The following is a 14,078-nucleotide window of genomic DNA, read 5'->3' on the forward strand; positions in this document are numbered from 1 at the left end:
AATTCATATATCAGTTTAGTATTTAGACCTATGGTTTAGATAAGAGGGGGGGTGAACTAAGAAAGGGAGGAAAGTTTGTTTTGAACTAGGAAAAAGGATTTAAGGACGCTTTGTCTTTGAACCAGGAAAGGAAGGATGCAGGGATTGACAGGATATTTTGTATGCCGTAAAAAATGGAGACCATATTGACCGCCATAGATCTTTATACTAAGTACTAACTACTAAATACTATTTCTGAACCAGGAAAGTAAGGATTTTAGGATTAGCAGGATCGTGCGTGGTTTTGGATAACGGTATGGGCATCGTGAGTTAAAGGAGACGTTTAGTGAAACGTCTCCTATATAAAATACAAGCCACCCCTTCATATGTCACATTACCCGATCCTGCAAATCCTTGCATCCTTTTTTCCTGGTTCAAAACAATCCCTCTTGTTTAAACCAAACGTTCAAAACAGAATACTTCCAGCTATGACAAACCACTTTGAAAAGGAAAACAATGTTTACTGTCTAATATCTATTGTCTAACATCTAAAATCTAGACAAAAAAAACCGTCTTTGATTATCTCAAAGACGGTTTTAAAAAACTTTGTACTAAAAGCTTACTTGATGATATCACGTAAACCTAATGCTTTAATAATAGCACGGTATCTTTCGATATCTTTTTTGTACAGATAAGCTAATAATGAACGACGTTTACCTACTAATTTTTGTAGAGAACGTTGTGTGTTAAAATCTTTTCTGTTGTTTTTTAAGTGCCCAGTTAAGTGAGCAATTCTCTTAGTGAATAAAGCTACTTGTCCTTCTGCAGAACCAGTGTTTGCTGCTGCACCTGCAAATTCTGCGAAGATATCAGCTTTGTACTCTTTACTTAAATACATTTCTTGAATAATATTGAAGCGTTAAAAAATTTATTAATTGGTCGCAAAGATAGCGTCTCCAATTGGATTGTTAAAATTTATTTTCGAGAATTTATTCAAAAACAGGGTTTTAGGCCTGTTACACTTTGATATAAATATTCTTTTTGTCTAACCAGTAACAGATTACCCACATAAATGCAAGGAATACCAAGGAATATGCGAAGGACCCTACTTCTGGTGGACCTGGAATCTGAGCACAAATATTCTTGTAAAACCAAGATAAAGGACTTGAGAAGATTGCTTCGCCAGCTTCATTTGTCCCAGCAGGAATGCGTATCAAGCCTAAGGCTTTCGGAAGTAGGCCGCTCAATACAAAGATGAATAATGGGTTCTTCCCAAATACATCGAAGAATTGTGTTAGTTTATTCTTTACACCTTGTACCTCAATGTACCAAATCATCCCTCCAATCGTCATGATGCCTAAGCCGGTCGTATAAAGTACATAGGAGCTCGTCCATATCTTTTTATTGATTGGAAATCCTAAGGACCATGTCCATGCTAAAACGACAAGGATAAAGCCAGTAACCAATAAACCCGACAGGAGTTTGAAGTGAGGCTCATTGCTTGCCGGTACTTTGGTCCAGAGCCAATTCACCGATCCTTGATTTTTGATGAAGACACCTGCTAAGTAACCGAATACCACTTGAACAATCGCAGGAAGGGTGCTCATTAATCCTTCTGGATCAAATGGAATACCTTCGCCTTTGTACATATGCGCGACGCCCAAAATAGCTTTATCATAATCAGTGCCGAACCAGGTTTCAAGCGAATAAGGGTCGCCTGTTCCTAAGAAGGCGCACATACCCCAATATGCAAATAGAATGATCGCAGATATGTAAATCAGATTTCTAGGTTTGAAGTAGTATGCGAGCACAGAAGCGAAGAAGTAAGCAATGGCTATCCTTTGCAAAACGCCAAGGATGCGTACGCCTTTTTCAGGATCCGTACTGCTTACCCATTCTTTGAACTGTAATGCTCCGTCTGCCCATTGTACAAATGGAAACCAGTTTAATCCTAATCCGATGAGGAAAATGAGGATTGTTCTTTTGATGACCTTCTTCCAGAATACACCATCACCAGCTTCCTGCAAACGAGGTATTACGAAAGACATCGCATTTCCGACTGCGAATAAAAAGAAGGGGAAGACTAAGTCTGTCGGTGTGCAACCATGCCAAGGTGCGTGTTGTAAAGGGGCAAACATATGAGACCAGGTTCCTGGATTGTTCACCATGATCATCAGGGCGACCGTCGCACCCCGAAATACATCTAATGAGTAGTAACGTTGTTTCATAGCTAATAATTGAAACTAAGTTACAATTTATAGTGGTATTGAAAACGCAATGGATAAGATATTGGAAATGTTGGGGAAAATTTAAGAAATTCCGCATTCCAATCCGTCAGATTAGAAGGAAGTTATATCTACTTATTAAATAATTTATAAAGTATTTGGATGTTTTCTAAAAATTAATTTAACTTTACCCCAATATTACCAAATCATAAACAATTGGAGAGCCTTAAATTATCGATAATCAAACGTTTATACTTTGCGAAAGTGCAATCGATTGCCGAATTGAGTACTTCGGTAGGCAAGAGCGTGCCTAACATCACTAACTCCGTCAACCAATTGATTAATTCGGATTTGGTTATTCAAAATGGCCTCGCGCCATCTACAGGCGGCCGTCGTGCTGCAAGTTTTGCCCTGAATGCTGAAGCACTCCCTTTCATTTTATCTGTAGCAATCGACCAATTTTATACTTCTACTGTCATTCTAGATTTTGCGAATAAAAAGCAGACTGAAATATTGACAGAGCACATCAGATTAGAGAACGAAGATGCTTATGCTAAAATTTGTACCCTAATTGCTAAAACCTTACAGCAGGTTGAAAAGGCGTCAGTGTTTATTATAGGGCTTACTTTACCAGGGTTTGTCGATGGGGTAGAAGGATTGAACAACTCTTTTAGCAAAAGTTCTTCATTATATAAGATTCGCGAAAATATCGAGAAGGAGTTTGGAATTCGGACGGAAGTCGAGAACGATTCGACGGCAATCGCTATCGCGGAGCATAATTTCGGAAAGGGGAGAGATGCCAAAGATGTGATGGTAGTGAATCTAAATTGGGGAGTCGGCCTAGGGATGATCATCGATAATGATCTTTATCGAGGCCACAGTGGATATGCTGGAGAATTTAGTCATATTCCACTATCCAATTTGAGCAAGCTTTGTTCATGTGGAAAGAAAGGATGCTTAGAGGTTGAAGCGTCTTTAATCGCTGCGCGTGAGTTTGCGATAGAAATGTTGAAAGAAGGCGAGGAATCGGTATTACAAGCAAGCTTCTTGGAGCAGGGTTATATCACAGGGGATGAATTACTAGCTGCGGCAAACGCTGGTGATCAATTAGCAATAAAGGCACTTCGTCGGATCGGATATATGTTAGGTAAGGGAATAGCAACGCTTATTCATATTATCAACCCGGAGAAAATCATCATCTCGGGACGTGGTGCTAAGGCGCAACGTGTCCTGTTACCTGAGATTCAGAGTGCGTTACATGAATTCGCGATTCCGCGGCTTTCTAATAATACGAAGCTTGAATTTTCTGATACAACAAATGTACAATTATTAGGTGGCGGATGTGTTGCTGTGGGCCAATTGGATAGAACTATTTTAAAAGCAATTAACAGAATTATAAATTAAAATCATCAACAATGAGCAATTTTTACTTAAAATGTTGCAGTCTATCGCTAGTTATGTTGCTAAGCATAACAACGATTTTCGCACAACAAGCTGTTACAGGGAGAGTGACAGATGGTAATACAGGAGTTGCTGGCGTTAGTGTCACGGTAGTGGGAACCACACGTGGGGGACAAACAGACGCCAATGGTAACTATTCGGTTGACGCCAATAATGGCGAGAAGCTACGTTTTTCTATCGTTGGTTATACAACGCAGATCATTACAGTTTCTGCTAGAACACATAATGTGACGCTACAAGCAGACGATACGTCGATTGATGAGGTTGTCGTAACTGCGATGGGTATCAAGAGAGAAAAGAAATCTCTAGGTTATTCTTTTCAGGAAGTAAAAGGTGAACAGCTGACTGACGCGAAAGAAACGAATATTTCAAATGCGTTAGTGGGTAAAGTTGCTGGTTTACAAGTAATCAAAGGTTCTGCAGGCCCTGCCTCATCAACAAAGATTACTTTACGTGGTAATAACTCATTAGCGGGCGATAACCAACCATTAATTATCGTAGATGGTGTTCCGATGAACAATTTCTTAGGTTCAAAAGGTGGCAATGGTTTAGCGAACAACGACTTTTGGAACCCGGGTACAGATATGGGTAATGGTTTAGGGGATATCAACCCTGAAGACATTGAGAGTATGTCCGTTCTGAAAAGTGGTGCAGCATCAGCTTTATATGGTTCACGTGCTGGTAATGGCGCGATCGTTATTACGACGAAATCGGGTAGAGCGCAAAAAGGTACAGGAATTACCTATTCATCAACATTAGGATTAGAAACGTTATTTACTTTGCCAAAACTGCAAAACTCTTTTGCGCAAGGTAAAGATGGTGTTTTCGATAATTTGCAATTATATAGCTGGGGTCCGGAAATGGGATCTACTTATCAAGCTTATGATAATATTCAGGATTTCTTTAAGACAGGCGTGAATCATACCCAGAATATTTCATTCCAACAGCAATATGAAAATACGAGCGTTTACACCTCTGCAACGTATTTGAATGATCAAAGCAAGATTCCGGGATCTAGTTTAGAGCGTTTAAATTTGATGTCAAGAGTGACTTCTAATTTCGGTGAAAACAAACGTTGGAGTACAGATGTCAAAGTTCAATACATGAACAACAATGCTGTAAATCGTCCTACATCTGGACAGAACAATGGAAATGCCTATAGCACTTTGTTCACCATGCCTAGATCATTGAGTATTTTGGATTACAAAAACCCATTGACTAACACAGGAAAGATGTTCTGGTACGGAACAACAAACTCAATCAACCCATACTGGTTAGCGGAATACCAACAAAATAACGACGTTAGAAATCGTTATATGATGAATGCAAACATCAAGTATAAGTTAACAGATTGGTTAGATGCAGAAGCACGCACAGGTATGGATTCATACGTGACGCGTTTTGATAATCGTACATACGGAGGTAGTCCAATGGCTGCAAACGGTAAATATGCAAACGGTAAAACAGAGTTTGCTGAGCGTAACTATACCTTAGCATTACATGCAAGAAAAGATGAGTTGGGTGGTAGCAAATGGGGATTGTCAGGATCCTTATTCGGCCAGATCATGAAATCGAACGAGACGATGTTGAATGTGAATGCTGGTGAGCTTGAGGTTCCAAATTTCTTCTCTGTGCAAAACGGTGTGGGTAACCCAGCGGTTGATCAGTTGAACAACAGAAAGCAAATCAATTCGATATATGCTACGGCAGAGGTTAACTACGATGGTTTCTGGTTCTTGACTTTAACAGGTCGTGAAGACTGGTCATCCACATTATTAGATCCTTTCTTCTATCCATCAGTTAGTACTTCCTTAGTAATTTCTGATATGATCAGAAAAAGAGGTGGCAACCTTCCTGAGTTTATCAGCTTCTTAAAAGTTAGAGGTTCCTATGCTGAGGTTGGAAATGACACAAGACCTTATCAACTATACAACAGCTATTCCGTAGGGAAAGATCCAAATGGCAATGCGGTTGGTAGTTATGACGATGTGAAATTCAACCCTGCTCTCGTAAATGAGTTGATCAAAGCGTTAGAATTTGGTTTTGATACGAGATTATTCAACAGCCGCTTAGGTTTAGATTTTGCATGGTATAAAAACAATGCTACCAATCAAATTATTGAGGTTCCTATGGATCCAATGAGCGGTTTCAGAGCAGAATTGATTAATGCCGGTAATATTCAGAATACAGGTTTTGAAATTGCTTTAGATGGTCAAATCTTACAGTCTGACGCAGGATTAAACTGGAATTCTTCGGTTAACTTTTCGAAGAATACCAATAAGATTATCGAGTTGACTGACGAGATTACAAACTATACATTAGGCGGATTTGATAACCTTGCTGTTCGCGCAAATGCGGGCGAGCTATACGGAAATATCTACGGTACAAAATATCGTCGTGTGGAAGATGCGGCAAGCCCATTCTATGGTCAAAAGATTCTAGATGGTAATGGATTACCACAAACGACTGATGCGGTATTATTGGGTAACCAAGCACCGAAAGCATTAGTTGGCTGGATCAACAGTTTCTCCTACAAAAACATTGGTTTATCTTTCCAGATTGACGGTCGTTTCGGCGGTGAATTCTTCTCAGGAACAAACTTGAATTTACAGCGTAACGGTGTGGCAGATATCACTGCGCCAGGTGGTAAGCGCGAAGACTTCGTTGTTGATGGCGTTGTTGCAGATGGAAATGGATATAAAGAAAACACGAAATCGGTTTCTCATCAACAATACTGGGATCGTGTGACTAATTCGGGTAACCTAGGTGTGGGTGAAGAGAATATTTACGACGCGACAAATATTCGCTTAAGAAATATTACGTTGAGCTATAACCTACCATCGTCAGTATTGAAAAGCAATGTTTTACAGCGTGCAAAAATTGCATTTACTGTAAACAACGCATGGATGATCAAGAGTTATGCTAATGGAATTGACCCGGAATCTGTATTCTCGATCAACTCCAACGCGACAGGGTTTGAGAACTTCTCAACTCCAACGTCTAGATCATTCTTCATTAACCTAACATTAGGATTTTAATTTTAAGAGCGAAGACAAATGAAAAATATTATATCAAAAGCGGGATTGTTTTTTGCACTTGCGGCAAGCGTAACGTCGTGTTCGGATTTTGAAGAGATGAACACTCCCCCTCTGAAAGTAAATGAGGGCCAAGTACAAGTAGAATATTTGTTTAATGATGCATTAATTGGCGCACAACAAGATCCCAATATTGCGGAGCGTGTTTTTGTGCTGTATTGGAAAACTGCGGCAAGACAACACCTATCAAACGGTCTTGCTGTCGGTACGCACAATGACAGTTGGTCCAACGAATATTGGGGTAGAGGTTATGGTGCAAAATGGTTAACCAGTATCAACAAAGCAATTAAAGTAGGCGAAGAGCGCATAGCTGCAAATACGGCAGAACCACATATCAACAATATGGTTCAGATTTCTAGAATTTGGAGAGCTTATTTGCTTAGCGAATTGTCTGACAACTTCGGTCCGGTTCCATTGGAAGGATTTGAAGGCACGAATCCAAAGTACAACACTGTGGAAGAAGTTTATACCTTCATATTGAACGAGTTGAAAGATGCGGTTTCAAAACTAGATGCTGATAATCCGGTTCCTAATACCAAGACAAAGTTTGATAATGCTTATGGCTTTAACGTAGATAGCTGGACGAAATACGGAAACTCCTTGCGCATGCGTTTTGCAATGCGTATCGCTGAGGTTGCTCCTGCAAAAGCGAAAGCAGAATTTGAAAGTGCAGCAGCAGGCGGTAACTACATTAAGAATGCAAGTGAAATGTTCGCTATTCAAGAGAAACCAGGATGGGACCCACTATCGGGTGTCATGAGCCGCGAATGGAATGGACAAGTGCTATCAGCAACGTTAAACAATCTATACTTAGGTTTAGGTGGTATTAAGTCTCAAGATCAACTTGCAGCGAGCTTCCATTCAGCGATTAAGCCAGCAAACTATGTAGGAAAGCGTATGTTAGAGCATTATTCTGTTAAAACTAATGACCCTTCTGCAGGGTACTTCTTCGATGGGCTTCCTAATACAATCGATCCACGCGCTTACAAAACATTCTATATTCCTGGAGATGTTTCAAGCAGCACTTGGTCAAACTATCCATCTTGGACGAATGATGCAAAGGAAACAGAGGTAACAATGAAACGCGCTTCTGGCGATATCAAGTTGAACACTAAAAATACATGGAGTACGACTGCTATTGGTGACTTTGGTGCATTGGGTACAGCAAATGGCATCCGTTCGGTACAAATTGGAAAGATTCCTGGCCTATCACAAGCATTTAGAGCAAGTGGTGCAAAACGTGTATTCTTTGCAGCATGGGAATCTTATTTCTTATTAGCGGAAGCGGCATTGAAAGGTTGGTCTGTAGGAACAACAGCACAAGCTGCGTATGAGAATGGGGTAAAATCAAGCTTTGAGTACTGGGGCGTTTCTCAACATGCTGCTGCTTACTTGGCATCTGAGGACTACAACCGCGTTGGGACGTCAGCTAAATTTACACACACAACAGAGCCTGGAAATTCGCACAGCATGAGCTATGTCGATGGCTATACCAATGCTACAGGAACTGCAAGCATCCCTTATCCGGCAAATACCATCTATAAAAATGGTACTGTTCGTAACGATGCTTTAACGAAGATTATTACGCAAAAATATATTGCTAATATGCCATGGTTGCCACTGGAGGCATGGAGTGATCACAGAAGATTAGGATTGCCGTTTTTCGAAAATCCAGCTGTTGAAAATCCATTGACAAATCTTCCGGATTTAAATAGTGGAAACGTGATGACAAACCGTGTGAAATTCTTCCCTCAACGTATTCCTTTCCCTTCTGTGTTTAGAGAATCGTCGCCTGAAGGATATGCACAAGCGGTGACAGCATTAGGTGGTGAAGATAAAGTTTTAACTCCACTTTGGTGGGCTAAGAAAAACTAAATTCAGTTTTACATCATATCGAATTCCTATAGGGCACTGCCCTATAGGAATTTATTGTTTTTACCAGTCAGGATGGCTGAAATTATAGCGATAGACTACACGAATTACTATATTTGAACAACTCATTAAAGCCGATATATACACTATAATTCATGAGAAAATTAAGCCTATTATTTTTATTTATCATTTACACGTTTTATGCCAGTGCACAGAGCGACAAGGCTCAGTGGTTAGCGGATGCCCGCTATGGGATGTTCATTCATTGGGGGCTTTACAGTGCTACCGAGGGGATTTGGAAGGGAGAGCGCTTGCGCCATCCAAATAACTATGCAGAGTGGATCCGATATAGGAATCGGATAGGCGAAGCTGAATATGGAGAATTAGCAAAGCGATTTGATTGGGAAAAGATCAATCCTGAGGAATGGGTTTTGCTGGCCAAAAAGGCCGGTATGAAATATATCATTTTTACTTCAAAACATCACGATGGAGTTGCACTTTGGGATACGAAAGTGGGGAGCTATTCCTTGCCAAAGTTGAGCGGGAGCGGGCGAGATGTAATTAAGGAGATAGCCGATGCCTGTCGAAAGCATAACATGAAATTGGGCTTTTATTATTCTCATTGGATCGATTGGCAACACCCTTATGCCTGGAGCCATAATCAAGAAGTAACCGGGCGAGTAACGGACGCGCAATACAATCAATATTGGCAGGAAAAGGTGATCCCACAGGTACGTGAGCTTCTGACAAACTACGGTGATATTGCGTTGATGTGGTTCGATATGTGGATCCCTTATCAGGAAAGTATCATCAGGAAGGAACAGTTGGATCAGCTGGCGAACATGATACACCAACTGCAGCCGAATTGTTTGATAAATTCTCGTTTAGGGCTTCCAATTAGTAATGAAAATGTTGATTTTGAAACTTTGGGTGATAATGTATTCGGGGAAGCTTATACGGATCATATTTGGGAAACGCCGGGTACTATTGCGCATTCCTGGGGTTTCAATGCGCTAGAGAACGAATGGAAATCCACCAATCAGATTTTTCAATCCTTGATCAATAATGTGAGTTTAAATGGATCATATACCCTAAATATTGGACCTAGAGCAGATGGGTCTGTGCCTTTCGAGGGAGTAGAACGTTTGGAGACGATTGGTAAGTGGTTAGCACTATATGGCGAAGCTTTGTATGCCAACAAAGGGCTGAAATTAAAAAGTACGCAACATGACTGGGGGCGAATTACTCAGGATCAAAGCGGGAAGAACTTATATCTTCATGTTTACAATTGGCCATTGGATAAAAGACTTCGCGTTTCCGGGCTGATGGGAAAGCCGGTTCGTGCAACACTTTTGACCCCCAACGGGCAGCTTAATTTATCGGTGGAGCAGTTCGGCCCTTTGATGCATATCCAGGTTCCCGATAGACAACCGGATCCTTATGTTTCGGTGATTAAGTTGAGTTTCGATGAGATCTATTTAGATGATCAAGTAGTGGGGGAATCCACGTTTGGCGGTTTTGCATTGAATGCAAGAAATGTTATTACTCCGGGAGTTGAATTGAAAGCATTCGACGGTACGCGGCCGGACTATTTAGCATTGAAGGGAAATCAGGAGGTTGCGTGGAAGCTGTATCTGCCGAAAGTCGGAAAATATAGATTGACGTCGAATATCCATAATGGAAATGGTAAAGAAAGTGAGTTAAAACTTTCGGTTCAACGTTTGAGCTTAGAAGCAAGCGCTGCTGCGAAGCGGTATAAGCAAGATTTTACTATCCTTGCTAAACCCAATGGAAAAGTAACGGTCGAGCCGAACGAGAATTGGTATGTAGAGGAGTTTTTGGATCAGGATGCTGGTACATTCCTGGCTGATCGTGCCGGTTATTATGAAGTACACTTTTCATCTTCAGATCCGATTTGGTTTAATAGGATTTGGGTTGAAGCGATAAAATAATATCCGATTAGGAAACTTCTGGTTTCTAGGTTGGAAAAAATAAGTCGCTACTAGGATTAGGGAGGAAATTTTAATTACCTTTGTGCGATTAAAAAGGTCAAAATTAAATTGATGCATTCTATTTGAGGCAACTGCATCACAACGAAAACACAATGAGTTATAACGAACACAAAGTAACGATTGAGATGGGCGGCGGACTTGCGCCTATCGAATTGTCTACCGGGAAGTTAGCGAAGCAAGCGGACGGATCGGTTGTATTAAAACAAGGAAACACGATGCTATTAGCAACGGTTGTTTCTTCAAAAGAAGCTAAGGCTGGAGTTGATTTTCTTCCCTTATCTGTAGATTACCAAGAGAAATACGCGGCTACAGGCCGTATCCCAGGCGGTTTCTTACGTCGTGAAGCTAGACTTTCAGATTATGAAGTTTTAATTTCAAGATTAATAGATAGAGCATTACGCCCATTATTCCCAGATACTTACCATGCGGACACACAGGTAATGGTGAGTTTAATTTCTGCGGATAAGGAAATTATGCCAGATGCATTAGCAGGATTAGCAGCTTCTGCTGCGATCGCAGTGTCTGACATTCCATTCAATGGTCCTATTTCAGAAGTTCGCGTGGCGAAGGTTGATGGTCAATTAGTGATCAACCCAACGGTATCTGTTTTAGAGAATGCGAGCTTAGAATTTATCGTTGCGGGATCTGCACAAGATATCGTGATGGTTGAGGGCGAAGCGAAGGAGATTTCAGAAGCAGAGATGATTGAAGCTATTGCTTTTGCTCACGAAGCGATCAAAAAGCAAGTTGCGGGACAAATTGAATTAAGCAGATTAGTAGGTTCAGAAACCAAACGTGAGTTTGTTCATGAGCCTTCAAACCCTGAATTGAGAGAAGCTGTTTATGCAGCGACTTATGATAAAGTGTATGAGGTAGCAAAATCAGGATCAACTAAACATGAGCGTACAGAGCGATTTGCTGAAATCGGCGAAGAATTCTTTGCAACGCAAGGTGAGGAGATCGATGATGATACTGCTTTCTTGTTAAAGAAATACTACCACGACGTTCAATACGATGCGGTACGTAATTTAGTATTAGACGAAGGAATTCGTTTAGATGGTCGTAATGTTCGTACAGTACGTCCAATTTGGTCTGAAGTAGATTATTTACCTGCTGCTCACGGTTCAGCTGTGTTTACACGTGGTGAAACTCAATCCTTGACATCAGTAACCTTAGGCGCGAAAGATGATGAACAAATGATCGACGGCGCATTCTTCCACGGTTATAACAAATTCATTTTACACTATAATTTCCCAGGATTCTCTACGGGTGAAGTAAGACCAAATAGAGGTCCAGGTCGTCGTGAGGTTGGTCATGGTAACTTAGCCATGCGCTCATTGAAACAAGTACTGCCAACAGGCGAAGATAATCCTTACACTATTCGTGTAGTTTCAGATATTTTGGAATCCAATGGTTCTTCCTCTATGGCTACCGTTTGTGCTGGTACTTTAGCATTGATGGATGCGGGTGTTAAGATTGCAGCTCCAGTGTCTGGTATTGCAATGGGATTGATCACAGATGAGAAGACTGGTAAATACGCTATTTTATCGGATATCTTGGGTGATGAAGATCATTTGGGCGATATGGACTTTAAAGTTACAGGTACACAAAAAGGTATCGTAGGTTGTCAAATGGACTTAAAGATCAATGGTTTGAAATGGGAAGTGTTAACTCAGGCCTTAGATCAAGCTAAAGAGGCTCGCTTACATATCTTAGGCGAAATGGCTAAGACTATTCAAACTCCTCGTAAAGATTACAAACCACACGCTCCACGTATCGTTCAAATTACTATTGATAAAGAATTTATCGGTGCTGTGATCGGACCAGGTGGTAAAGTGATTCAAGAAATGCAACGTGAAACCGGTGCTACAATCTCGATCGAAGAGGTTGATAACAAAGGTATCGTTCAGTTCTTTGCAGAAAATAAAGATTCTATCGACGCAGCAATGGCACGCGTAAAAGCAATCGTTACGAAACCGGAAATTGGTGAAGTATATGAAGGTAAAGTGAAGTCTATCATGGCATTTGGTGCTTTCGTTGAAATTTTACCAGGAAAAGATGGTTTATTGCACATCTCTGAAATTGACTGGAAGCGTCTAGAAACAATGGACGGTGTTTTCAAAGAAGGAGATATGGTAACTGTTAAGTTATTAGATATTGATAAGCAAGGAAAAATGAAGCTTTCTCGTAAAGCTTTATTACCTCGCCCTCCAAGAGAAGATAAGGCAAAACAAGAGCAAAAGCCAGCGACAGACGCTCCGGCAACAGATGCTCCTCAAGCGTAATTCACTTCATAAGAAAAAAGATAGCCATCCGAACAGATGGCTATCTTTTTTTCTGAGCGTTTCTGTTTTCAAAGGACACCACGTACTCTCTTTCCTGATGGTGTTTCAATAGAAACATGGAAGGTTTTTACTCATTAATTGGGCTGCTCCACTCGCTGGAATACTTCTGTCGCTCATTTACAAAATTGAATCTTTATAAATACACTAGTTTTAGTTCAGCAATCATTGGTACTGAATTAAACTTGATATGTATGAAAACAAAGATTCTTATGCTCTTACTTGGAATAGTTATACTATTTGCTGGAGCATGTAAAAAAGGTGATATGGGACCTCAGGGGCCGAAAGGTGATCAGGGTGAAGTTGGCGAAAAGGGTGCTCAGGGGATAAAGGGGGCGGATGGCTCGGTATTCTTAAGTGGTGCAACGGTTCCAGCAGCAACATTAGGGAAAATCGGTGATTTTTATTTTCGGACTGCAACAGGTGACCTCTATGGGCCAAAGTTGGCGGCAGGTTGGGGGAGCCCCACTCGTATAAAAGGAGACGATGGGAAGGACGGTGTGAATGGTACAAACGGCACAAAGATTCTTTCAGGAACTGCGGTTCCTGCAGCAACATTGGGAGTCGTGGGAGACTTTTATATGAATACAGCGCAGATGATTTTATATGGTCCCAAAACGGCAAGTGGTTGGGGAGTTGGTACAAATTTGAAAGCCGACGCCAGGGTTTTGTATTCCGGCTGGAAAACGGCTGTAAGATATAAAGATAGTATTATGGACGGTACAACGATGAGGATTGCTCATATTTACTCGTCGCAACTTTCAGAAACCGTTATTCAGTCCGCTGCGATTTTGGTTTACTTAGATTACGGTGGAGGTGCATTTCCTTTGCCCTACACTAGTCGTGCCGGTGGTCGAATAAGTACAATTGCTTTTAAACTTAAGCTGAGAGAACTTGTGTTATACAGATTCGTTCATGATGGTGGTGCGTTGCTACCGTTGTCGACTGGAATTAATTATAGGTTTGTGATTATTCCTTCCAATCTCTATGTGAGTTTGAAGAGGAGGAATATCGATTTTAACAACATAGAGGCAGTCGAGCAAGCGATGAAAGAAATACAATCGGAACAAGAATAATAAAGAAAGGGTGCCA

At 40.9% G+C, this 14,078-nt stretch carries 8 protein-coding genes; 6 read left to right on the top strand and 2 right to left on the bottom strand.

The annotated features are described in order from the left end of the window. Positions 1-598: 598 nt before the first annotated feature. Positions 599-877: a 30S ribosomal protein S15 gene (gene rpsO / locus B2400_RS16215; protein ID WP_149527210.1), complete on the bottom strand. Its 279-nt coding sequence runs from the start codon at positions 875-877 to the stop codon at positions 599-601. Positions 878-995: 118 nt separating this feature from the next. Then, entirely contained in the window at positions 996-2,207 is a 1,212-nt protein-coding gene (locus tag B2400_RS16220; protein ID WP_149527209.1) for an acyltransferase family protein, read from the bottom strand. A gap of 213 nt (positions 2,208-2,420) precedes the next feature. On the opposite strand from B2400_RS16220, the gene B2400_RS16225 reads away from it, so the two are divergent. The 6 genes from B2400_RS16225 (at position 2,421) to B2400_RS16250 (ending at position 14,062) form a co-directional block, all read left to right on the top strand. After that, a complete protein-coding gene (locus tag B2400_RS16225; protein WP_286651630.1) occupies positions 2,421-3,608 on the top strand; it encodes an ROK family protein in 1,188 nt (395 codons plus the stop codon). Between the two features lie 53 nt (positions 3,609-3,661). Next, the gene (locus B2400_RS16230) at positions 3,662-6,703 is read left to right on the top strand and encodes a SusC/RagA family TonB-linked outer membrane protein (protein WP_293934969.1); all 3,042 of its coding nucleotides are present in this window, start codon (positions 3,662-3,664) and stop codon (positions 6,701-6,703) included. A gap of 18 nt (positions 6,704-6,721) precedes the next feature. Continuing rightward, the gene (locus B2400_RS16235; protein WP_293934972.1) at positions 6,722-8,635 is read left to right on the top strand and encodes a SusD/RagB family nutrient-binding outer membrane lipoprotein; all 1,914 of its coding nucleotides are present in this window, start codon (positions 6,722-6,724) and stop codon (positions 8,633-8,635) included. Between the two features lie 152 nt (positions 8,636-8,787). Continuing rightward, on the top strand, positions 8,788-10,584 hold the full coding sequence (locus B2400_RS16240) for an alpha-L-fucosidase (RefSeq protein ID WP_293934975.1): 1,797 nt from the start codon (positions 8,788-8,790) through the stop codon (positions 10,582-10,584). 152 nt (positions 10,585-10,736) lie between these two features. Then, on the top strand, positions 10,737-12,929 hold the full coding sequence (gene pnp / locus B2400_RS16245; protein WP_293934978.1) for a polyribonucleotide nucleotidyltransferase: 2,193 nt from the start codon (positions 10,737-10,739) through the stop codon (positions 12,927-12,929). A 251-nt stretch (positions 12,930-13,180) separates the two neighbouring features. Continuing rightward, a complete protein-coding gene (locus tag B2400_RS16250; RefSeq protein ID WP_286651626.1) occupies positions 13,181-14,062 on the top strand; it encodes a hypothetical protein in 882 nt (293 codons plus the stop codon). Positions 14,063-14,078 lie beyond the last annotated feature (16 nt).

Origin of the sequence: Sphingobacterium sp. UBA6645, assembly GCF_002455685.1 — a bacterium.
GTDB lineage: Bacteria > Bacteroidota > Bacteroidia > Sphingobacteriales > Sphingobacteriaceae > Sphingobacterium > Sphingobacterium hotanense.